Source organism: Flavobacterium sp. NRK1, from assembly GCF_024054175.1.
Classification (GTDB): domain Bacteria; phylum Bacteroidota; class Bacteroidia; order Flavobacteriales; family Flavobacteriaceae; genus Flavobacterium.
In genome coordinates, this window is record NZ_JAMXLA010000001.1 from 3373791 (window position 1) to 3395876 (window position 22086).

The 22086-nt window shown below is 35.3% G+C and carries 20 protein-coding genes; 9 read left to right on the forward strand and 11 right to left on the reverse strand.

What is annotated here, in order from left to right; genetic code table 11:
- Nucleotides 1-81: 81 nt before the first annotated feature.
- On the reverse strand, nucleotides 82-1344 hold the full coding sequence (locus tag NHE85_RS15600; RefSeq protein WP_252813067.1) for an OmpA family protein: 1263 nt from the start codon (nucleotides 1342-1344) through the stop codon (nucleotides 82-84).
- Between the two features lie 94 nt (nucleotides 1345-1438).
- On the opposite strand from NHE85_RS15600, the gene NHE85_RS15605 reads away from it, so the two are divergent.
- Nucleotides 1439-2800, forward strand: coding sequence for an NAD-dependent succinate-semialdehyde dehydrogenase (locus tag NHE85_RS15605; RefSeq protein ID WP_252813068.1), 1362 nt, complete (start codon nucleotides 1439-1441; stop codon nucleotides 2798-2800).
- A 42-nt stretch (nucleotides 2801-2842) separates the two neighbouring features.
- On the opposite strand, the gene NHE85_RS15610 is transcribed toward NHE85_RS15605, so the two are convergent.
- The 6 genes from NHE85_RS15610 to ychF all read right to left on the reverse strand — a co-directional run bounded on the left by NHE85_RS15610 (nucleotide 2843) and on the right by ychF (nucleotide 10957).
- Nucleotides 2843-5482, reverse strand: a complete 2640-nt coding sequence (locus tag NHE85_RS15610) for a DNA gyrase/topoisomerase IV subunit A (RefSeq protein WP_252813069.1) — start codon at nucleotides 5480-5482, stop codon at nucleotides 2843-2845.
- Nucleotides 5483-5539: 57 nt separating this feature from the next.
- Complete coding sequence (locus NHE85_RS15615) at nucleotides 5540-7390, reverse strand: DNA topoisomerase IV subunit B (protein ID WP_252813070.1); 1851 nt, start codon at nucleotides 7388-7390, stop codon at nucleotides 5540-5542.
- A 102-nt stretch (nucleotides 7391-7492) separates the two neighbouring features.
- A complete protein-coding gene (locus NHE85_RS15620) occupies nucleotides 7493-8476 on the reverse strand; it encodes a transglutaminase domain-containing protein (RefSeq protein WP_252813071.1) in 984 nt (327 codons plus the stop codon).
- Nucleotides 8477-8557: 81 nt separating this feature from the next.
- Nucleotides 8558-9241 (reverse strand): TIGR02117 family protein, encoded by a 684-nt coding sequence (locus NHE85_RS15625; protein ID WP_252813072.1) that lies wholly within the window; start codon nucleotides 9239-9241, stop codon nucleotides 8558-8560.
- Entirely contained in the window at nucleotides 9234-9764 is a 531-nt protein-coding gene (locus tag NHE85_RS15630) for an NADPH-dependent FMN reductase (RefSeq protein ID WP_252813073.1), read from the reverse strand. The genes NHE85_RS15625 and NHE85_RS15630 overlap by 8 nt, the downstream gene beginning before the upstream one ends.
- A gap of 98 nt (nucleotides 9765-9862) precedes the next feature.
- Nucleotides 9863-10957 (reverse strand): redox-regulated ATPase YchF, encoded by a 1095-nt coding sequence (ychF, locus tag NHE85_RS15635; protein ID WP_252813074.1) that lies wholly within the window; start codon nucleotides 10955-10957, stop codon nucleotides 9863-9865.
- 200 nt (nucleotides 10958-11157) lie between these two features.
- Between ychF and NHE85_RS15640 the strand changes: the two genes are divergently transcribed.
- Nucleotides 11158-11685, forward strand: a complete 528-nt coding sequence (locus tag NHE85_RS15640; protein WP_252813075.1) for a hypothetical protein — start codon at nucleotides 11158-11160, stop codon at nucleotides 11683-11685.
- Between the two features lie 58 nt (nucleotides 11686-11743).
- Here the strand turns inward: NHE85_RS15640 and NHE85_RS15645 are convergent, their stop codons facing one another.
- Complete coding sequence (locus NHE85_RS15645) at nucleotides 11744-12097, reverse strand: 4Fe-4S dicluster domain-containing protein (RefSeq protein ID WP_252813076.1); 354 nt, start codon at nucleotides 12095-12097, stop codon at nucleotides 11744-11746.
- A 71-nt stretch (nucleotides 12098-12168) separates the two neighbouring features.
- Here NHE85_RS15645 and NHE85_RS15650 point away from each other — a divergent pair, with 71 nt between their 5' ends.
- The 3 genes from NHE85_RS15650 to NHE85_RS15660 all read left to right on the forward strand — a co-directional run bounded on the left by NHE85_RS15650 (nucleotide 12169) and on the right by NHE85_RS15660 (nucleotide 15480).
- Nucleotides 12169-13227: an acyl-CoA reductase gene (locus NHE85_RS15650; RefSeq protein WP_252813077.1), complete on the forward strand. Its 1059-nt coding sequence runs from the start codon at nucleotides 12169-12171 to the stop codon at nucleotides 13225-13227.
- A gap of 78 nt (nucleotides 13228-13305) precedes the next feature.
- A complete protein-coding gene (gene serC / locus NHE85_RS15655) occupies nucleotides 13306-14382 on the forward strand; it encodes a 3-phosphoserine/phosphohydroxythreonine transaminase (RefSeq protein ID WP_252813078.1) in 1077 nt (358 codons plus the stop codon).
- A gap of 132 nt (nucleotides 14383-14514) precedes the next feature.
- Complete coding sequence (locus NHE85_RS15660; RefSeq protein ID WP_252813079.1) at nucleotides 14515-15480, forward strand: D-2-hydroxyacid dehydrogenase; 966 nt, start codon at nucleotides 14515-14517, stop codon at nucleotides 15478-15480.
- A gap of 137 nt (nucleotides 15481-15617) precedes the next feature.
- Here the strand turns inward: NHE85_RS15660 and NHE85_RS15665 are convergent, their stop codons facing one another.
- Nucleotides 15618-16238, reverse strand: a complete 621-nt coding sequence (locus NHE85_RS15665; RefSeq protein ID WP_252813080.1) for an L-threonylcarbamoyladenylate synthase — start codon at nucleotides 16236-16238, stop codon at nucleotides 15618-15620.
- A 197-nt stretch (nucleotides 16239-16435) separates the two neighbouring features.
- Here NHE85_RS15665 and NHE85_RS15670 point away from each other — a divergent pair, with 197 nt between their 5' ends.
- The gene (locus tag NHE85_RS15670) at nucleotides 16436-17098 is read left to right on the forward strand and encodes a hypothetical protein (RefSeq protein ID WP_252813081.1); all 663 of its coding nucleotides are present in this window, start codon (nucleotides 16436-16438) and stop codon (nucleotides 17096-17098) included.
- Between the two features lie 3 nt (nucleotides 17099-17101).
- Here NHE85_RS15670 and NHE85_RS15675 read toward each other — a convergent pair whose 3' ends face one another.
- Together NHE85_RS15675 and NHE85_RS15680 are read right to left on the reverse strand one after the other, a co-directional pair.
- Nucleotides 17102-19444 carry a UvrD-helicase domain-containing protein gene (locus NHE85_RS15675; protein WP_254004416.1) on the reverse strand — a complete coding sequence of 781 codons (2343 nt, stop codon included), beginning with the start codon at nucleotides 19442-19444 and terminating at the stop codon, nucleotides 17102-17104.
- Between the two features lie 31 nt (nucleotides 19445-19475).
- Nucleotides 19476-19883 carry a DUF2809 domain-containing protein gene (locus NHE85_RS15680; RefSeq protein WP_308219366.1) on the reverse strand — a complete coding sequence of 136 codons (408 nt, stop codon included), beginning with the start codon at nucleotides 19881-19883 and terminating at the stop codon, nucleotides 19476-19478.
- Nucleotides 19884-20022: 139 nt separating this feature from the next.
- Between NHE85_RS15680 and NHE85_RS15685 the strand changes: the two genes are divergently transcribed.
- The 3 genes from NHE85_RS15685 (at nucleotide 20023) to NHE85_RS15695 (ending at nucleotide 22085) form a co-directional block, all read left to right on the forward strand.
- Nucleotides 20023-20550, forward strand: a complete 528-nt coding sequence (locus NHE85_RS15685) for a hypothetical protein (RefSeq protein WP_252813082.1) — start codon at nucleotides 20023-20025, stop codon at nucleotides 20548-20550.
- A 77-nt stretch (nucleotides 20551-20627) separates the two neighbouring features.
- Nucleotides 20628-21380, forward strand: coding sequence for a hypothetical protein (locus NHE85_RS15690; RefSeq protein ID WP_252813083.1), 753 nt, complete (start codon nucleotides 20628-20630; stop codon nucleotides 21378-21380).
- A 6-nt stretch (nucleotides 21381-21386) separates the two neighbouring features.
- Nucleotides 21387-22085, forward strand: a complete 699-nt coding sequence (locus NHE85_RS15695; RefSeq protein ID WP_252813084.1) for a diphthine--ammonia ligase — start codon at nucleotides 21387-21389, stop codon at nucleotides 22083-22085.
- Nucleotide 22086 lies beyond the last annotated feature (1 nt).

A 22086-nucleotide genomic window follows, 5' to 3' on the forward strand; every position in this document is an offset into this window, starting at 1 on the left:
GTTATACGCTTACAGTTAAGATGTCTTAAAACAAAGAAAATCCCGCTCAGGCGGGATTTTCAATTTATATTTACTATGTAATTATTGCTTAATAATAAATGTTACTCTTCTAACAACCTGGCGAGCCTGTTTGTTATTTTTATTTACTGAAGCATCTTCTCCATTACCGATAATATTAAGTCTTGAAGCATCTATACCAGAATCAACAAGTATTTTCTTAACATTTTCAGCTCTTCTTTGAGAAAGTGCCTTGTTGTAATCGCTATTTCCAATCTCATCAGCATAACCAATAACATCAGCACTAGCAGAAGGGTTATTTTTCAGATATTTAGCTAAGAAGTTAATTCCTGAAGTTGACTGTGCATTCGGCATATCTTTATTAAAGTCAAAGTAAACATTTACATAACCTTCATTAATAAGCTCTTTAACATCAGTACCACCACCCATATTTTGGACAATTTCTTTATTTTTAGCATCTATATAAGATTCTAATTCGTCTGGCACACCATTATTGTTATTATCTATTGCTCTACCTTTAGTATCCACAGCAACACCTGTAGTTGAGTTAGGCTCAGCATCTAAATAATCAGGTACACCATCTTTGTCTGTATCATTCATCATTGTTTCAACAGATCCGATTCTGTCTTCTAATGCAGCTAACTCATCAGATTTAACATCCGTAGTCCAGTCAGCATGTTTTTCATGGCCTCCTAAATAGAACGTCAAACCAAGAGTACCATTAAGTACTACTCCGTCAAAAGTTCTGTTATTTTGGCTCATACCATCAAAATTCCAGTTTTGGAATCCATTAGCAATACCTGTAACATCTCCTGTTAACACGATGTGATCTGATAGTTTTAACTGAGCTGTAAAACCACCTATAAGGTTAGCTCCCCAGTCTTCTCCGTCAAATCCATTATCACTTTGCAGCTGGTACACACCTCCACCGGCGTGCGCTAATAAACCTATTACACTTGTCCAGTCTTCAAAATTTAATACTCTTCCAAGGTTTACTACACCCTGGATATCTCCTCTAAGGTAAGTACTTTCAAACTCTGGGCTGTCATCATTGTTTTCAAATTTGTTATAACCAAAATCAAGTTTCAAACCAAATTTGTTGTTAAACATGTACCTTGTTCCAAGATCTACTGTAAAAAAGTTTACACGATCTGTACGATACCCCGGTGTAAAAGTCCTAAAAGGCTTGTTTGCACCACCGCTTACTTCAATAGACCATTTATTAAAGTCATTGTTATCGGTGGCTACATTTTCCTGCATATCCTGCGCTTTTAAATTTGCCGATGTAAGGCAAACAAATAATAAGGGGAGTGCAATTTTCTTCATAATATTGGCTATTGTTTTTGTTGAATTATTTTGTAAAAGTAGTAATTTAGAAAAACTAAAAAAACGCCTTAAATAAAGGAAAAACATTGCTATCATGGAAAAAACAACAAAAACCATTAACCCATTTAACAGTAAAATATTGTTAAACTATCAGTATTATAATGAGATACAGGTATCAGAGTGTTTAAATATTAGTAAGGAAATATTTACATATTGGAAAAACCGTACCATTGAAGAAAGAGTAAATTTTATCAAAACTTTAGTATTTACTTTAACAAAACAACAACATTTGTTAGCCAAAAAGTGTACTTTAGAGATGGGAAAGCCTATAAAACAATCTATGGCTGAAGTAGAAAAATGTGGTCTTTTATGTCAATATTATATTGATAATGCCGCCACCTTTCTAAGTTCTAAGCATATTAAAACGGATGCTTCAGAAAGTTTTGTAACTCATGAACCATTAGGAGTAATTTTAGGTGTTATGCCATGGAATTTTCCCTATTGGCAGGTTTTCAGATTTGCTATTCCCGCTATATTAGCCGGTAATACAGTTGTTGTAAAACACGCTTCCAATGTTTCCGGATGTGCGCAGTTAATAGAAGATATTTTTATTGAGGCTGGATTTCCAAAGGGAGTATATCAAAATCTTATGATTTCCAGTGATCAGGTAGAAAGTGTGATAAATAACCCTATAATAAAAGCAGTATCACTTACAGGCAGTGAAAAAGCAGGTGCATCGGTGGCATCTGCAGCAGCAAAACAAATTAAAAAAGCAGTATTGGAACTTGGAGGAAGCAATGCTTTTATAGTGTGTGAAGATGCCGACCTTGAAAAAGCAATCCCTATCGCTGTAAATGCCCGTATGCAAAATACAGGACAAAGCTGTATAGCCGCCAAACGATTTTTTGTACATCAATCACTTTTTAAAACCTTCGTAAATAAATTTAAAGAAAAGGTAGAAGCATTAAAAATGGGAGATCCTATGCTTGAAGAAACTGAAATTGGACCTTTAGCCCGCATAGACCTGGCAGAAGATGTAGAAAAGCAGGTAAACAGATCGGTTAAGATGGGGGCTAAAATTATTACTGGAGGTAAAAGAAAAGAGGCTTTTTACGAGCCTACAATTTTGACAGATGTAACTACAGATATGCCTGTATTTAATGAAGAAGTATTTGGCCCGGCAGTTCCTGTGATGTCTTTTTCCACATTTGAAGAAGCGGCTGCATTAAGTAATAAAACCAGCTTCGGCCTTGGTGTAACAATATTTACTGAAGATATTGAAGGAATTAAAAGTAAAATTCCTTTGTTTGAAGAAGGGGCTGTATTTATTAATGCTATGGTAAAATCCGACCCTGCCTTACCATTTGGTGGAGTTAAACACTCCGGCTATGGAAGGGAGCTTGCAGAAAATGGTATAAAAGAATTTGTGAATGTAAAAACAATTTATATTAAATAATATAATAACAAACAAAAACTCACGCGTGGCGTGAGTTTTTGTTTAATCTAATGATAGTGTTATCTGACCATCATCATCCAGTGTTAAATTTCCATCATCAGTTATTTCCGTTTCTCCTGATACTTCCATTTCTTCAGGAATTTCTTCAACCGGTGGATCATATGGCAATGGCTCTAAAAGATTAACCTGTTTTAATTTATCAGCTGTGAGTTGGTTGCCAAGCGCTTTTATACCTTTTACTGCAATAAAATCTTCCATATCAATTATCTGATTTTCTTTTTGCACTCCTTTTACTTTGGCAAATACAAGTTCTGCTACAGGACGATAATCAGTAGATACTATCTCTAATTGCGATTTTGGATTTTCTGTAATAAATGTTTCTTCTTTATTTTCATTCTCAACCAGAAAACGTTTTATAAAATAGCGTTCTTTTTCACCATCAAAATAAATAGCAGATATTGGCTTATTAGGCATCCATTTTTCCAACACTATCATACCTTCATCAAAATGGGTTGTAAGTTCAGGAATAATGGTTTTTACTTTACCCGACTGATTTATAATAAGCAGCCTGTCATTGGGCCTGAATTCACCAAGCAGTTCTCCCCTGCCGTCTACATTAAGGCGCTGAACTGTATCATCAAACCAAACTCTTCTTGGCTTAAGTGTAGAAATACCCTTCTCTTTAAGCTCTATTTTTTTTATAGGATATTTGGTTACAGTATTACCTCTTGAACTTCGGCCTTTAATTGCCATAGCAGCAAAATCAAGATCGAATTTAAGCTTTTTAACACTGCCAACCTGACGAAGCAATACGGTAATTACTTCTGCTTCACCATTTGGGTTACAGGAGAAATACAATACCATAGAATCTTTTGTACCAGCAGTAAGATCATATATCTTATCGCGGGTAACACCAGATACATTAAACCTTTTAATATAAGAGGGCCCCGATTTACCATCACGATAAATCATATTGTAAATGGTACGTTTATCATTTTTGTCAAAAACAGCCACATGAATGATGTCTTTACCAACAAATGTCTTGACATCAACTTTGGTAATCATCATACTGCCATTTCGCAGAAAAACAATTACATCATCAATGTCAGAACAGTCTGCTACATATTCATCTTTTTTAAGGCCTGTACCTACAAAACCTTCTTCTCTGTTGACGTAAAGTTTAGTATTACGCAGCACTACTTTGGTAGCTTCTATATTATCAAAGCTTCTAAGTTCAGTTTTACGTTCCCGCCCTTTTCCGTACCTGTCTTTAAGGCCCTGAAAATAAGCAATAGTAAAATCTATAATATTATCAAGATGATGTTTTACCTGCTCTATTTCTCCCTCAAGTGCTTCAATCTTTTCCTGTGCCTTATCGATATCAAATTTTGAGATACGCTTAATTCGTATTTCGGTCAGTCTTACAATATCATCTTCAGTAACGGCACGCCTTAAATGTTTTGTATAAGGTTTTAACCCTTCATCAATAGCCTTTATAACTCCTTCCCAGGTCTCTTCTTCTTCAATAAGGCGATATATCCTGTTTTCTATAAATATTCTTTCCAATGACTGAAAATGCCATTGTTCTTCCAGTTCATCAAGTTGAATCTCTAATTCCCGTTTTAAGAGATCTACAGTTCGGTGCGTTGATATTTTAAGCATATCACTTACACCAATAAAAAGGGGCTTATGATTTTCAATAACACAGCCAAGCGGTGCTACTGAGGTTTCACAGGCGGTAAATGCAAACAATGCATCAATAGTTTTATCCGGAGAAACTCCTGTTGGCAGATGTATTAATATTTCTACATCAGCCGCAGTATTGTCTTCAATCTTACGGATCTTTATTTTGCCTTTTTCGTTAGCTTTAAGAATACTGTCTATTAAAGTAGTAGTGTTAGTACTAAAAGGTATCTGCGTAATAACCAAAGTACTTTTATCAAGCTGGGCTATTTTTGCACGAACCCTTATCCTGCCGCCACGCATACCATCATTATAAGCTGATACATCAGCTATACCAGCAGTAGGAAAATCAGGATAAAGCGTAAAAGGTTTGTTTTTTAATATTTTTATGGAAGCATCAATCAGCTCATTAAAGTTATGCGGAAGTACTTTTGTTGATAAACCTACAGCAATACCTTCGGCACCCTGAGCTAACAATAATGGAAATTTAACCGGAAGGTTTATAGGCTCATTACGCCTTCCATCGTATGAGGATTGCCACGGTGTAATTTTAGGGCTATAGAGTACCTCCAAAGCAAACTTAGAAAGACGCGCTTCAATATAACGGGATGCTGCAGCTCCGTCACCCGTAAGTATATTACCCCAGTTACCCTGTGTGTCAATAAGGAGGTCTTTTTGCCCTATTTGCACCATCGCATCACCAATACTAGCATCACCATGCGGGTGGTACTGCATTGTGTGCCCTACTACGTTAGCAACTTTATTATAACGGCCATCGTCAAGCTCCTTAAGTGAATGCATAATCCTGCGCTGAACCGGTTTAAAACCATCTTCTATGGCAGGTACAGCACGCTCAAGGATAACGTAAGACGCATAATCAAGAAACCAGTCTTTGTACATACCTGTTACCTTGGTAATAGTATCGCCAGAGTCCGGATTTCCTTCCTTATCGTAAAAATGTTCTCCTTCGTTTAAAGGCTCAAAATTTTCTTCGTCCATGTATTAACCTTCCGAATATATTGTGAAATTATTTTTTTTATTTTTTACCGCTATTCATTATTCGATTACATCAAGCTCAACCTTTAGGTTATTGATAATAAACTCCTGCCTGTCAGGTGTGTTCTTACCCATATAAAATTCAAGTAGAGTCTCGATAGAAGTAGCTTTATCCATTAAAACAGGGTCAAGACGAATGTCCTGACCTATAAAGTGTTTAAACTCATCAGGTGATATTTCTCCCAAACCTTTAAATCGGGTTATTTCCGGTTTACCTTTCAGTTTTTCTATAGCATCCCTGCGTTCTTCGTCAGAATAACAATATATAGTTTCTTTCTTATTTCGCACCCTGAAAAGAGGGGTCTGCAAAATATAAAGATGGTTTTCTTTTATAAGTTCAGGGAAAAACTGCAGGAAAAAAGTAATCAACAGCAGACGGATGTGCATACCATCAACATCGGCATCGGTAGCTATTACAATATTATTGTAACGCAGGTTTTCCATTTCTTCCTCTATATCAAGCGCAGCCTGCAAAAGATTGAATTCTTCATTTTCGTAAACAATCTTCTTGCTCATGCCATAAGAGTTTAATGGCTTACCTCTAAGACTGAATACTGCCTGTGTATTTACATCCCTCGATTTGGTAATAGAACCCGAAGCTGAATCTCCCTCCGTAATAAATAATGTACTTTCAAGGCTTCGCGGATTTTTCGCATCAGTAAGATGCACCCTACAGTCTCTAAGCTTCTTATTATGAAGTGATGCTTTTTTAGCTCTGTCCCTTGCCAGCTTACGAATACCTGAAAGTTCTTTACGCTCGCGTTCTGCCTGTAATATTTTTTTAAGCAGTAAATCGGCTACTTCAGGATTACGGTGTAAAAAGTTGTCGAGCTTATTCTTGATAAAATCATTAACAAATGTACGCACTGTGGGTGCATCCGGGCCCATATCTGTGGAGCCGAGTTTCGTTTTGGTCTGTGATTCAAAAACAGGTTCCTCAACCTTGATACTTATGGCACTGACAATTGACTTACGAATATCAGATGCTTCAAAGTTTTTATTATAAAACTCTTTTATAGTTCTAACTATAGCCTCACGGAAAGCCCCTAAGTGAGTACCTCCCTGTGTTGTATTCTGTCCGTTAACGAAAGAATAGTACTCCTCACTATATTGCGTTTTACTGTGAGTCATAGCTATTTCAATATCCTCATCTTTAAGATGGATAATAGGATATATCCTGTCATCTTCGCTAATGGTTTCGGCGAGCAGGTCTTTAAGTCCGTCTTCGCTAAAGTATTTTTCACCGTTATAAATTATTGTAAGCCCTGTATTCAGGTAACAATAATTTTTGAGCATTTTAATAATATACTCATTACGGTATTTATAGTTTTTAAAAATAGCTTCATCAGCCGTAAAGGTTACTTTTGTTCCTTTACGCTTGCTGGTTTCAGTCTGTTCTTCTTCACTTGTAAGATTACCTGCTGAAAATTCGGCAGCTTTTATAAGGCCATCCCTTACAGACTCTACACGGAAATAGTTAGACAATGCATTTACCGCCTTTGTACCGACACCGTTAAGACCTACTGACTTTTTAAATGCTTTTGAATCGTATTTACCACCGGTATTCATTTTAGATACTACATCTACAACTTTACCCAGGGGAATACCACGGCCAAAGTCGCGAACACTTACGGTTTTATCTTTAAGGGTAACTTCAATAGTTTTTCCGGTACCCATAACAAACTCATCAATAGAGTTATCAATAACCTCTTTTATAAGGATATAGATACCATCATCAGGAGATGAACCATCCCCCAGCTTACCGATGTACATACCCGGACGCATACGGATATGTTCCTTCCAGTCGAGTGAACGGATGTTATCTTCAGTGTACTGATTCTGCTCCAGCATAAAATTTATGGATTTTCTGCTAATGTAGCATTTCTGCGGAAAAAAAGAAAGCCGTAAGACAGAAACTTATCAATACTGAGAGAAAGTCTGTTTAATTACATTTTATGCTTTATTTATCTTGTAAGACGCAACGGACTTTTGATTAATATAGATTGTTAATGTTCCTACAGATTTACTGTTTAAAGGAATACTAAACGTAGCAATATCACCTTTTTTATCAGGATTTACCTCTTTAAAAATCCTGTCCCTGCTAAATGCATAAAATATGTTATCGCCAGGCTGCAGATTTTTTATTTTAAAAACAATATTTTCAGAAGAAGCAGCTTTAAAAATGCCCTCTTTAGGAGTTATAAACTCATAGTCTCCTAAAAGATAATTGCCATAATACAATGGCAGATTTGCAAAATCCTGTTCCGTTTTATCTGTTAATAACCATTTTTTATCATCAGGAAAATGGTTTAAAAAGAAGACATCCGGATCACTGAAAAAGTATTTATCATTAAATTTAAATACAAATTCAGGTTTCTCTCCTACAACAGTACCTGCCGCAAAGGTTGCATCCAGTAACTTCCACTCACCTCTTATTTTAACTGCATTCCATGCATGATCACTTGCTACCGGCGCTTTACCAATGTGAGCAGGATGAGACTTAGATGATCCCGGAATTATTACAGCTTCCAAACCCAATTTATCTGCAACTACAGCAAATAAAGTAGAATATCCCTGACACACACCTTTTTTTGATTTTAAAGTCTTTTGAGCTAACTCCTGCTTCATTGCTTTTTGCTTAAGCTCTTTTTCTTCCTGAGTTCTAAAAGAGTAAGCTACAGGGCGTTCATTAACACCATAAGCAGCATAATCATATTTAATATTAGTTGCAATCCATGTAAAGACAGCACGTGCTTTTTCATCATCACGGGTAAAATCTTTAGCTATCCGTTCAGCCAGCTTATCAGTAGATGAAAAAGATCCCGCATATGTTTTTACAATATTATCCACTTTTGCATAATCCTGGGCTTGCGCCGAAAAATCCAAGAACAAAAACAGTAAAAGAAAGAGATTGAATGTTTTAGTTATATTTCTCATAATGAGATAATATTCAAGAATCTTGCCAATTTTGACATATAGAAATCAGAGAGTAACAAAGTATTTACAAAATGAACTTCACTACTCATAATGACAAAAAATTCCTTTATCGTAAACTGTCCATAAAGCCGCTTTTTGATGTCCCGCCTTCAGGCAATTATTAGCCCAGGTATTACAGGTATAAAATAAGCTATACCTTCCTTTGCCTTCATAAAAAGCATCATACTTGCCATAGCTACGGTTAGCTATCCATTGTACATGGTCATCTTTATCCAAAAGAAAACTATCTTCAATATACTTTACCATATCCTGGTAGTCTTTTTTACTTATAGTAACCTTTACACAATCATTATCTTCAACAACAGTATTATAAAAGCGGGTGTGCATGGCAGATGTACCCATGTAAAAAGCTGCTTTAGCGGCCGTACTAGCTTTTAAATCACTCCATTCAGGCGTTTCTAAATAAAAACCTTTATCTCCCCAACCAAAGGCTACATAACGCATAAGACTATCTTTAGATGTAGTCTGTTCGTATAAGATTTCTTTCGTCCAGTCTTTTACCTCATTCTTAACAGGAACAAGTATATCAGTATGTACACCGTTGGAGTTAATGTATATAGTTACATCATCACCCTTTTCAGGATTAGAATTTACAGTTATATGTGACAGAATAAGTATTGCGATAACATACACAACAAGAAATAGCAATATACCAAGCACGAGTCTGCCTGAGAATTTTAAAACCTGTTTGAGTTTATTATTCATACTCGAAATTGCGTATAATTTCCTTTAACGCATTATCAAGTTCTTTATTTGATATATTACCTCTACTTTCATCAAAATTCTCTTTAAATGAAGGTAAGGAAAAAGTAGCTTTAATATTACCTCCATACCATTTCATACTTATCTGAGCTGCTTCCAGCGCACTGGCACCACCTCTTTTGCCAGGTGAAGCAGATAGCAAGAGCATTGGCGTATTATTGAAAACCAATTTCTTTTGACGTGATGCCCAGTCATATATATTTTTAAAAGCAGCCGTCATACCTCCGTTGTGCTCAGCAACGGAAATAACCAATACATCAGCCCACTCAATTTTCTCGTAAAAATCCTTAGCAATAGGAGGTTGTCCTATTAACTTTTCACGATCAACACTAAACAATGGTAATTCATAATCATTCAAGTCAAGTATTTCAATTTCATCGGCATTAAAAAGAGATGCAGCATAGGTAGCAAGCTTCTTATTAATCGAATTTCTACTGCTGCTTCCACCAAAGGCTAATATTTTCATAAGTTATTTGTTGGTTAAAAGATAAAAATACTAATTATTAATAAAAAAGCCCTACAATTTTGCAGGGCTTTAATATATCAGTATTCAGTATAAAAAATTTACACGTTAAATCTAAAGTGCATTACATCACCATCTTTAACTATATATTCTTTTCCTTCTACGCGAAGTTTACCTGCCTCTTTTACTTTAGCTTCTGTACCAAAAGTAACGTAGTCATTATAAGCGATAACCTCTGCACGAATAAATCCTTTTTCAAAATCAGTATGTATAACACCTGCTGCCTGTGGTGCAGTGTCACCAATATTAATTGTCCATGCACGAACTTCTTTAACACCTGCTGTAAAATACGTTTGTAAGTTTAATAGCTTATACGCAGACCTTATCAGTGAAGAAGCTCCCGGTTCTGTAAGGCCAAGGTCTTCAAGAAACATCTTACGCTCTTCATAGGTTTCAAGCTCAGTAATATCTGCTTCAGTACCTACAGCAAGAAACATTACTTCTGCATTTTCATCTTTCACAAGTTCACGAACCTGATCTACATATTTGTTACCGGTTGCAGCAGCACTTTCATCTACATTACAAACATACAATACAGGTTTAGTAGTGATAAGCTGAAAGCTATCCATCAACTCTTCTTCATCGTGATTTTGAGGCACAACTGTTCTTGCAGATTTTGCCTGTAACAATGCATCTTTTATTCTTTCTAACAATCCTGCTTCTACCTGAGCTTCCTTATTACCTGTTTTAGCAGTTTTTTTAGCCTTTTCCAGGCGTTTTTCTACTGTTTCAAGATCTTTAAGCTGAAGTTCAATATCTATCGTTTCTTTATCACGGATTGGGTTTACACTCCCATCAACGTGAACAATATTATCATTATCAAAACAACGTAATACGTGAATGATAGCATTACATTCCCTGATATTACCTAAAAACTGGTTACCAAGTCCCTCCCCCTTACTTGCTCCTTTTACAAGTCCGGCAATATCTACAATATCAACAGTTGCAGGCTGCACACGCTCCGGTTTAACCAGCTCTTCCAGTTTTTCGAGCCTCGGGTCTGGTACGTTTACCACACCTATATTAGGCTCAATAGTACAAAACGGAAAGTTAGCGCTCTGTGCTTTAGCATTAGACAAACAATTAAAAAGTGTCGATTTACCTACGTTTGGTAATCCTACTATACCTGCTTTCATGAATTGGCTTTTTTTGAGGGTGCAAATATATAATTTTTAGTCTAAAGTCTAAAGCCCAAAGTTGTAAAGTCTAAAGCCCAACTATAATGAAGGGTAATATCACAAACTTAACTTTACCAATACTTTATGTTTTTATACAAACTTGTTTAACATACAGGCTGTAATTTTGTTATGAGTAATAATCTAAAATAACAAAAGTCATGAAAAATATTGCAGTAATTATAATGCTTGCTTTAAGCTTATCGCTTAATGCGCAGGTTAATAAGAACGTCACGGAAGAAACAAAGACAACTAAAGTGACTGTTAATGACGGATCAAGTCCAAAAACACTTACCAAAACTGAAAAAAGAGCGGCTAAACAGGATATAGAATTAAAAGATGCCGAATCTAAAAAACTAAATAAAGATGTAAAACCAACTCCTGTAAAGGTTACAGCCACTACTACAGTTTCAGGTGATGGCGTACCAACACAAATAAACCGTTCATCTTTTTATACCATGAATGGCGAAAGATATCAGTTTGTAAGTGATAAAATGGGATACAAAATAGCCTCACCGGACAATGTAAGCTATGGAGTACTTAGAAAAACGTCTAACAACAACTACATTTATAAAACAAAAGACAGAACATCTGTTGGTTATTTTGATGCTGATGGGAATTTTGTAGTTGAAACTTATGATGAAAATGCAGATGGTATTACTGTAGAAACTTATAAAAAAGCTGAATAAAAATACAATTGCTATGAAAATAAAAAATCCTGAGTTTAAACTCAGGATTTTTTTATGTTTATTCATCTCCGTGTAAAAAAGCCTGCCTGTTAAGCAGCGTTTCTTCACTCTCAACATGGTTATCGTCGGGCACACAACAATCTACCGGGCAAACTGCTGCACATTGAGGCTCATCATGAAAACCTTTACATTCTGTACATTTATCAGGCACTATATAATAAATATCATCTGATATAGGAGTGCGTGGCTCTTCGCTGTCTACTTCTTCTCCGGATGGTAATACAACCCTGCCACGAAGGCTGGTACCATCTTTATACCTCCAGTCATCGGCTCCTTCATATATAGCCGTATTTGGACATTCAGGCTCACAGGCCCCACAGTTAATACATTCGTCTGTTATAATGATTGCCATAGCGTATCTTAGTATTTAAAAGCTTAAATTTGCAACAAAATTACATGCAAATCCATTCATACGCAAACATAATGACGTTAACGAAAAGAAAAAACGCTTTTATTGAGCTTGGAAAGTTTTTGAGCCAGTTTCATCTGGATAACAGCCAGCCAAAAAATGATGTGCTACATAATGATAATTTTTTCAGCAAAATGCTGGATTTGATACAGCAATCTAAATCACATAATGGCTGGTATACTGAAGAACAGGTTATTTTTGCCCTTCAATCATGGGCGGAAGCTTTAACACCTGAAAACCTTGACAACTGGTTAAGAAATTATACTTTAGATAATATAGAGCCTAAAACTGTTGGGCTGGTACTGGCAGGAAATATACCATTGGTCGGTTTTCATGACTTTTTATCGGTACTTATAACCGGTCATAAAGCATTAATAAAAACATCAGGCAACGATCAGCATTTATTGCCATTCCTATCAAAATACCTTATCGCAACTGAGCCTGAATTTAAAGATTTTATATTTTTTACTGAGGGTAAGCTTGAAAATTTTGATGCCGTTATAGCTACCGGAAGTAATAATACTGCCCGTTACTTTGAATATTACTTTCAAAACAAACCTTCCATTATTCGTAAAAACAGAAATTCAGCAGCCATACTTACGGGTAATGAAACCAAAGAAGACTTAATAGGACTTGGAGAAGATATTTTCCGTTATTTTGGTTTAGGCTGCCGTAATGTTTCTAAATTATTTGTACCGAAAGGATATGACTTCAAGGATTTTTTTGAAGCAATGTATGAATATAAAGATGTTATTCATTATGAAAAATACGCTAACAATTATGATTATAATAAAGCTGTTTTTTTAATGAGTAATTTTAAATTACTTGATAATGAATTTCTTACTATAAAAGAAGATTCCGGGTATGCCTCCCCTATCTCCAGCGTATTTTATGAGTTTTATGAGGATTTAAATACTTTAAAGCAAAAGCTGGAAGATGATCATGAACAGCTTCAGTGTGTTGTGAGTAATAATTTAACTCCAGATAGTATTCCTTTTGGTCAAACTCAAAAACCAGGATTGTTAGATTACGCCGATAATGTAGATACAATTGCATTTTTATCAAAAATATAGCAGAATTATTTATAATTTTTCTTGCTGTTATTCGGGCTTTAATTAGGAAATTTGCAATACCAAAATTCATCTCATTCCATGAAAAAACATAATTTCAGCGCAGGACCATCTATCCTGCCTCAGGAAGTTTTCGAAAAAGCTGCACAGGCTGTATTAGAATTCAATAACTCAGGCCTTTCCTTACTTGAAATTTCTCACCGAAGCAAAGATTTTGTAGCGGTAATGGAAGAAGCCCGCGCCCTGGCATTAGAACTTTTAGGACTTACAAGTAAAGGCTATCAGGCACTTTTTCTTTCCGGAGGAGCAAGTCTTGAATTCTTAAGAGTTCCCTATAACCTTATGACGCAACATGGCAAAGCAGCTTACCTTGACACAGGAACATGGGCTGCTGGTGCTATAAAAGAAGCCAGACAATTTGGCGATACAGTTGTTGTAGCATCATCTAAACCTGATAATTATACTTATATACCAAAAGATTATGCAATTCCTGCTGATGCAGACTATTTTCACTGCACAAGCAACAATACCATATTCGGAACGCAAATGCATAGTTTTCCTGAAATAGGAATACCTGTTGTATGTGATATGAGTTCTGATATTTTTTCACGCCAGCTTGACTTTTCAAAATTTGACATTATCTATGCCGGAGCACAAAAAAATATGGGACCTGCCGGTACCACACTAATTGTAATTAGAGAAGAAATTCTTGGTAAAACAGGCAGACAAATACCTTCAATACTTGATTATAAGCAGCATATAGACAAAGAAAGTATGTATAATACTCCTTCAGTATTTGCTGTTTATACTTCTTACCTTACTTTACAATGGTTAAAAAATAATGGCGGGATAGCTGCAATGGAAAAGAAAAATGATGCAAAAGCCAAGCTCCTTTATAATGAAATAGACCGTAACCCGTTATTTAAAGGCACTGCAAAACCGGAAGACCGTTCTAAAATGAATGTTACATTTTTACTAAAAGATGAAACACATACAGAGCAGTTTGATAAAATATGGAAAGCTAAAGGTATAAGCGGCCTTAACGGGCATCGTTCTGTAGGTGGTTATCGCGCATCTATATATAATGCAATGCCAATAAAAAGCGTACAGGTTTTAGTAGATGCAATGCAGGAATTAGAAAAAACTGTTCTGCAGTAGTGGGACACTAAGTCGCTTCACTAACTAACTAACTAACTAAATAACTAACTAAATAACTAACTAAATAACTAACTGAATATAATATGGTTGGAAACTTTAAGTTCATCCATCCTTAAATTTTAAATGAAGAAAATGAAAGTATTAGCAAATGACGGTATATCTAAAAGCGGTGTAACAGCTCTTGAAGATGGCGGATTTGAAGTTATAACAACAAAAGTAGCACAGGAACAGGTTGCCAATTATATTAATGCAAATAATATTAGTGTATTATTAGTACGCAGTGCTACTAAAGTACGTAAAGATATTATAGATACCTGTCCGGGTCTTAAAATTATTGGGCGCGGCGGTGTTGGTATGGATAATATTGATGTAGATTATGCCCGTGAAAAAGGTATTCATGTTATTAACACTCCGGCTTCGTCTTCAGACTCTGTAGCAGAACTTGTATTTGCACACTTATTTAGCGGGGTTCGTTTTCTTTATGATTCCAACAGAAATATGCCTCTTGAAGGAGATACTAATTTTGACGGTCTTAAAAAAGCCTATGCTAACGGTATAGAACTTCGTGGAAAAACGTTAGGTATTATCGGTTTTGGTCGTATAGGCCGCTCTGTGGCAAGAATAGCACTTGGTTTAGGCATGCGTGTTATTGCTTCAGATAAATTTGAACACAGCGCAGAAATACGCGTTGATTTTTATAATGGACAGTTTATTAATGTAGCTATACCTACTGAACCTATTGAGGATATATTAAAACATTCTGATTTTGTAACACTTCACGTACCTGCACAGGACAATGGTTATGTAATAGGAGCAGCGCAATTTGAAGCTATGAAAGACGGTGTAGGTATAATAAATGCTTCACGTGGCGGTGTTGTAGATGAAGTTGCCCTTATAGATGCTCTTGATTCCGGTAAAGTTGCTTTTGCAGGACTTGATGTTTTTGAGGAAGAACCTAAACCTGCAATTCAGGTATTAATGAATCCTAAAGTATCACTTACGCCACATATAGGTGCTGCAACCCTGGAAGCTCAGGATCGTATCGGGACTGAACTTGCTGAACAGATCATTAGTTTATTAAAGACAGAGAATTCGTAATTCAATTTTTTTTTATATCAAATTAAAGCTCCCTTTGGGAGCTTTAATTATTTTATTTTATCATTCTAAACGTAATCCAATGAAGTGAAGAATCTTATAATACAAATAGATTCTTTGTCAGAATGACAGGCAGCATGCTAAAAAATATCAATATCTCCTTTACCCTCCCTTATTACTACCGGTTCATCACCCGAAAGATCAATTATGGTTGATGCTGTATTATCTCCATAACCCCCATCTATAACAGCATCAACACGATTTTGCCATTTTTCGAATATAAGTTCAGGATCAGTACTATATTCAAGTACCTCATCTTCATCATGAATAGATGTTGAAACAATAGGATTTCCTAACTGACGTACTATTTCTAGCGCTATATTATTATCAGGTACACGAATACCAACAGTTGTTTTCTTTTTAAATTCTTTAGGTAGGTTATTATTACCCGGTAAAATAAAAGTATAGGGTCCCGGCAATGATCTTTTAAGTATTTTAAAAGTAGAAGTATCTATTTGTTTCACATAGTCGGAAATATTACTTAAATCACTGCATACAAAGGAAAAATTAGCCTTATCCAGTTTTATACCTTTTATCCTTGCAATTTTTTCAAGCGCTTTAGTATTTGTAATATCACACCCAAGCCCATATACTGTATCTGTAGGATATATTATTAATCCACCATCCCGTAATATTTTTACAACTCGTGCAATTTCCTTTTCGTTAGGATTTTCGGGGTATATCTTTATAAATTGAGCCATAATTAAATTTCATCTTCAGGCAAGATTCTAAATTTGAATCGCCTTATTCATTAACACTATTAAAGTTACAAATTTACACTATCAATCTTTACCTTATTAACACATATTTACTATTAACTATAAAATTTTAAAATAAAAGTAAATGCAATTATATATATTTGTGAGTATTGGTTTGTTCTGCTTCTATTCACCACCTTATGAGAATACATAAATACAAATTAAAAATCCCGAAAGATGAAACTTTTGAAAGCATTATGCTTGAAAGAGATAATGGTGCCAAATTTGTATTTTATGAATATGTGGTACCAAGGCCTATTATTGCTCCCGGACGAGCTCCTTCAAAAATCTATTTCGTTAAAAAAGGAGACCATAAAAGATATTATAGAAAATATAATTTAATAACACTTTTGTGGGGATGGTGGGGTTTACCTTTTGGTCCTGTATATGTTTATAAAGTTGTTGCAAATAATAAAAAGGGAAACAACGTTACAGAAGACGTATATGAAAACCTCACCAGAGAAGATTTTGAGCAAAGGCTGGTAGTAATAAAAACCGTTGCTACATTATTCATTCCTGTTGATAAGTCATCTTTTAGGGAGCTTACTAAATGTCTAAAAAAACACTCTCAAAAAAGAGGCAGATTTACATCTAACCCCATAGCCGGATTATATATAGATTCTGAAACACCTACCATTTATATTGGCTTGGATGCAAATGATATGGATAAAAAATATGATCTTAAAAAAGAGGTTTATAATTATTTTTATTCGCACACAAAATTTGAATTTGTAAACTTAAGCGATGATACTGAAATAGTGACTAAGCTTAAGCAGCAAGGCACATATATACAATGCGATTAGCAATTATTCCAATATATCAAGTTTAGCAAACCTCAGCAGTAATTTTTTAATACCGCCTACTTCAAACTGAATTTCGGCCTTTTTGTCGGCTCCTACACCCTCGAGATTAAGTACTTTACCCCTGCCAAAGCGTTCATGCATTACAACATTTCCAACAATAAGTTTAGTATCCGGCATTGCGGCACCCGATGAAACAGGAGCATTACCTGACATTGGTTTCAATTTTCTAATAGGCAAATCGGGTTTAGGATCATTATCTGTAACCCATTTTGGCGGTGCTGTATTGATAGGCTTAGTTTGCCTCAATTTTGATTTATCTATATCTCCAAAAATATCTGAATTGATCATCGGCTTATAACGATAATTACTCTCTGCCGGAGTTAGATATTCCAGGAATTTATCTGTTATTTCTTCAATAAATCGGGAAGGTTCGCTATCTACAAGTTTACCCCAGCGGTAACGCGACTGAGCATAGGTTAAATAAGCCTGATGTTCCGCTCGTGTAAGAGCAACGTAAAATAACCTCCGCTCCTCTTCAAGCTCACTACGTGTGTTAAGGCTCATTGCGCTTGGAAACAGGTCTTCTTCCATACCTACAATAAATACATATGGAAACTCAAGGCCTTTAGCAAGGTGAATCGTCATTAGTGCAACACGGTCATCATCTCCGGTATCTTTATCAAGATCTGTAGCAAGGGCAACATCTTCCAAAAATTCTGACAGTGCACCACGGGCACCATCTACCTCTTTTTGTCCTTCAATAAAGTCGCGCATACCATTTAGCAGCTCTTCTATATTCTCTATACGGGCAATACCTTCAGGTGTGGCGTCTTTCTTAAGCTCCTGTATAAGCCCGGTTTTTTTCGTTACAAGTTCAGCAAGATAAAAAGCATCATGATCCTGATTAAGAATCTGAAAACTCTTTATCATGGTTACAAAATCCTGCAGTTTATTTTTTGTACCACTGGTAAGTTTAAGATCTATGCGGTCTATGTTCTCCATAACTTCAAAAACAGAACGACCGTAATGATTAGCAGCTACAGTAAGCTTTTCAATGGTACTGTTACCAATTCCCCTTGCAGGGTAATTTATAATACGCATCAATGCCTCTTCATCTTTAGGATTAATAATCATCCTTAAATAAGCAAGCACATCTTTAATTTCTTTTCTTTGATAAAAGGATAGTCCTCCATAAATACGGTACGGAATATCTCTTTTACGCAGTGCATCTTCCATAGCACGCGACTGTGCATTGGTACGGTACAAAATAGCAAAACTTCCGTTATTTAACTGGTTTTGCATTTTTTGCTCAAATATAGTACTGGCTACAAAACGGCCTTCTTCTCCATCGGTAAGACTGCGGTGCACTTTTATTTTTGGCCCTTCATCATTAGATGTCCAGACTACTTTATCAAGCTTGGTTTTATTTTTATCTATAATAGCATTTGCAGCTTCTACTATATTTTTACTTGAACGGTAATTTTGTTCAAGACGGTACATTTGTACATTATCATAATCCTTCTGAAAATTAAGGATATTATTAATATTAGCCCCCCTAAAGGCATAAATACTCTGTGCATCATCTCCTACCACGCAAATATTCTGAAATCTGTCTGACAAAGCACGAACAATAAGATACTGTGAATGGTTGGTATCCTGATACTCATCTACAAGTATATACCTAAACCTGTCCTGGTACTTCATCAATACATCCGGAAAACGGGTAAGCAGCTCATTGGTTCGTAATAAAAGATCGTCAAAATCCATTGCCCCCGACTTAAAGCATCGTTCTACGTAGGCTTCATAAATTTCGCCCAAACGTGGCTTTTTAGACATTGCATCAGCTTCCTGAAGTTCCGGATTATTAAAATATGCCTTAACAGTAATAAGGCTGTTTTTATAACTTGATATTCTGCCTAAAACCTGTTTCGGTTTATATACATCTTTGTCAAGCTGTTTTTCTTTAATTATTGCACTTATAAGCCTAACGCTGTCCTGAGTATCATAAATTGTAAAGTTAGACGGGTAGCCAAGTTTATCGGCCTCAAATCGAAGAATTTTAGCAAAAATAGAGTGAAATGTACCCATCCATAGATTTTTAGCTTCAGAGTTACCTACTATATCTGCTATACGTTTTTTCATTTCTTTTGCTGCCTTATTGGTAAAGGTTAGCGCAAGAATATTAAAAGCATCTACTCCCTGACTCATCAAGTAAGCAATACGTATGGTTAGTACCCTTGTTTTTCCCGAACCTGCACCTGCTATAACGATCATCGGACCATCTTTTTGCAGCGTTGGTGCCTGCTGGGCTTCATTTAACTGGCTTATATAACTGTGAATATCCATTTTTGCAATTTACTACGCAAAAATAGACATTTTAAGTGACATTACCTTTAGTCATTTTAGTTCGGGAAAGCATAAAATTTTCAAAAATAAATGCTGCAACTACGCCTATGATATATGCTAATAGGTCACTCCATAAAAAGCCTGAACCTAATATAAGTTTACCCGGTAATGTTTGTCTTACAACAACAATCCATTCAGAATTATATAACTGTAAAAACTCTATACTAAAGCAGATAAATAGAGCCATATATGCTCTCGTGTATTTGTTTTTATGTACAACAATAAAACTAACTATGTAAAACATCATAAAAGCATATAATATATCTCCCAGATACAAATTCACAATATCGGGGAACCATGCTTTTTTCAATCTTACAAGCAGTCCTGTTAAAATTGTTAAACAACAAATAATTAAATACATTACCCTTTTGTTCATCATTGTTTTTTTAATACATTAAATATAATTGCAAATTATTTGAATAGCGCATTACAGGAAAAACTTATTTCCTTATTTTCGCTTTTTACAATTAGTATGTCTCTGTGACGTTATATCTTAAAAAACACCATAATTATAACTTATGAACGCTGACAAAATTATTGAACTTGCCTTTTATACACTACCGGCTCTGATAACCGGAGGCGTTGCCTATTACTTTTTTAATATGCATACGAGTAATGAAGAAGGAAGACGACGCTATCTTATACATAAAGAAGCACAAAAAAATGCTTTACCTCTACGTTTACAAGCTTATGAAAGGCTGACGCTATTCCTGGAAAGAACAAATCCTGCCAAATTGCTTATACGTATTACTCCCCAATCTTCAAACAAGCACGATTATGAAGAATATCTTATATCTCAAATAGAGGTTGAATATGAACATAATCTTTCGCAACAGATATACATATCATCTGAAAGCTGGGACATTGTTACAACAGCAAAAAATGCAACAATACAAATGATACGTAAAACAAGTTCAGATTCTACTATTGCAACAGCACAGGATTTGCGTGAAACGATACTCAAAAACCTTTTTGATAAGCAAAGTCCGAGCAGTGTAGGTATAGCTCATTTAAAAAATGAAGTATCCGGACTTTGGAGTGAATAAATATTTTTAAGCGAAAAGCATCTTGAAGATGCTTTTTTTGTACATATTTATTATTTTTATAGTAAATATCTTATAATATGAGAAAAACATACTATTCCTTAATTATCTGTTTCTATATAAATGTATTTTTTGCACAAACCGTGCAGGATGTTATTGGAGACTGGGAGTTCTATTCCTTAGAAGTAAAAGAGTCTGAAGCGAAACCTCAGGAAGCTAAAGCAAAATTAACACCGTTAATGAATAGTATGAAAATAAAGCTCAACAGCGATAAAAGCTATGAGTCAAGCCTTTTAGGTATTACTGAAACAGGAAGATGGGATATAAAAGATAAAAACATTGAATTTATTACCAATGACGGTAAAATGTATGGCTACCCTATTACAGCTTATGAAAAAAATAAGCTTACATTAGATCATACAAAAATTTACCTTATATTGTCCCGTGTCGGTGCCGGACTACCGTCTGCTCAGATGGCAGCAACCCCTCATGAAAAATCCAATTATCAGGTTATTACCCCAAATATTATTACAAAAAAATGGTTTCTTAAACAACGTCCTGCTCCCGCTAACCTTACCGAAAAGCAAAAAGAAGATTTTGGCGAAATGCTTTCGGGAAGTTATATTGAATTCAGTCCTAACAATAAATGCATCCTTCAATTAGGTAGTAAAAAAGAAAATGGGCAATGGACACTAAATAATACTAAAACTGGTGTAAAAACTACATTCAAAAATATACCTGCTCAATGGATGTTTATAAAAGTGTCTGCCAGTGACCTTATAATAGAAGATGCCTCTTCACATGAACAATGGGTATTTTCTTCTATTGAATAAAAACTTATGCATAACAAAACATTTAAAACCTATTTCAACTGGAGTTCCGGTAAAGACAGTGCTCTTGCTTTATACTATTTATTGCAGGACAAAAATTATAGTGTCGATTATTTATTAACATCAGTTAATTCACATTACAACCGTGTAAGTATGCATGGGTTAAGGAAGGAGCTATTAGAAAAACAGGTTCAGGCTGTAGGAATTCCGGGTACAAACATTGAATTATTGGAGCAGCCTACAAATGCAGAATATGAGACTATAATGAAAGGCAAAGTTGAAAATTTACTTACTGAAGGATATGAATATGCTGCATTTGGTGATATTTTTTTAGAAGACCTGAAAACCTATCGTGAAAATCAATTAAAGCCTTTCGGTATTAAAACTGTATTTCCCCTATGGAAAAAAGACACTAAGAAACTAATGAGCCAGTTTATTGATTTGGGTTTTAAAGCCATTACTGTTTGCATTGATGGAAGTAAACTTGACAAATCTTTTGCAGGCCGCATTATAGATCATGATTTTATTAATGATCTGCCGAAAGATGTAGATATATGTGGCGAAAATGGCGAGTTTCATACCTTTTGCTTTGATGGGCCTTATTTTAAAAAGCCTGTAAACTTCACCAAAGGTGAAATCATCATGCGGGAATATAATACTAAAGGTTTTAAGTCAAAGTTCTGGTTTTGTGATTTACTACCGGAATAAC

Excerpts from the sequence above, each read along its gene's own strand:
- NHE85_RS15600 (WP_252813067.1), bottom strand. The coding sequence starts at position 1,344 with ATGAAGAAAATTGCACTCCCCTTATTATTTGTTTGCCTTACATCGGCA.
- NHE85_RS15605 (WP_252813068.1), top strand. The coding sequence starts at position 1,439 with ATGGAAAAAACAACAAAAACCATTAACCCATTTAACAGTAAAATATTG.
- NHE85_RS15610 (WP_252813069.1), bottom strand. The coding sequence starts at position 5,482 with ATGGACGAAGAAAATTTTGAGCCTTTAAACGAAGGAGAACATTTTTAC.
- NHE85_RS15615 (WP_252813070.1), bottom strand. The coding sequence starts at position 7,390 with ATGCTGGAGCAGAATCAGTACACTGAAGATAACATCCGTTCACTCGAC.
- NHE85_RS15620 (WP_252813071.1), bottom strand. The coding sequence starts at position 8,476 with ATGAGAAATATAACTAAAACATTCAATCTCTTTCTTTTACTGTTTTTG.
- NHE85_RS15625 (WP_252813072.1), bottom strand. The coding sequence starts at position 9,241 with ATGAATAATAAACTCAAACAGGTTTTAAAATTCTCAGGCAGACTCGTG.
- NHE85_RS15630 (WP_252813073.1), bottom strand. The coding sequence starts at position 9,764 with ATGAAAATATTAGCCTTTGGTGGAAGCAGCAGTAGAAATTCGATTAAT.
- ychF (WP_252813074.1), bottom strand. The coding sequence starts at position 10,957 with ATGAAAGCAGGTATAGTAGGATTACCAAACGTAGGTAAATCGACACTT.
- NHE85_RS15640 (WP_252813075.1), top strand. The coding sequence starts at position 11,158 with ATGAAAAATATTGCAGTAATTATAATGCTTGCTTTAAGCTTATCGCTT.
- NHE85_RS15645 (WP_252813076.1), bottom strand. The coding sequence starts at position 12,097 with ATGGCAATCATTATAACAGACGAATGTATTAACTGTGGGGCCTGTGAG.
- NHE85_RS15650 (WP_252813077.1), top strand. The coding sequence starts at position 12,169 with ATGACGTTAACGAAAAGAAAAAACGCTTTTATTGAGCTTGGAAAGTTT.
- serC (WP_252813078.1), top strand. The coding sequence starts at position 13,306 with ATGAAAAAACATAATTTCAGCGCAGGACCATCTATCCTGCCTCAGGAA.
- NHE85_RS15660 (WP_252813079.1), top strand. The coding sequence starts at position 14,515 with ATGAAAGTATTAGCAAATGACGGTATATCTAAAAGCGGTGTAACAGCT.
- NHE85_RS15665 (WP_252813080.1), bottom strand. The coding sequence starts at position 16,238 with ATGGCTCAATTTATAAAGATATACCCCGAAAATCCTAACGAAAAGGAA.
- NHE85_RS15670 (WP_252813081.1), top strand. The coding sequence starts at position 16,436 with ATGAGAATACATAAATACAAATTAAAAATCCCGAAAGATGAAACTTTT.
- NHE85_RS15675 (WP_254004416.1), bottom strand. The coding sequence starts at position 19,444 with ATGGATATTCACAGTTATATAAGCCAGTTAAATGAAGCCCAGCAGGCA.
- NHE85_RS15680 (WP_308219366.1), bottom strand. The coding sequence starts at position 19,883 with ATGATGAACAAAAGGGTAATGTATTTAATTATTTGTTGTTTAACAATT.
- NHE85_RS15685 (WP_252813082.1), top strand. The coding sequence starts at position 20,023 with ATGAACGCTGACAAAATTATTGAACTTGCCTTTTATACACTACCGGCT.
- NHE85_RS15690 (WP_252813083.1), top strand. The coding sequence starts at position 20,628 with ATGAGAAAAACATACTATTCCTTAATTATCTGTTTCTATATAAATGTA.
- NHE85_RS15695 (WP_252813084.1), top strand. The coding sequence starts at position 21,387 with ATGCATAACAAAACATTTAAAACCTATTTCAACTGGAGTTCCGGTAAA.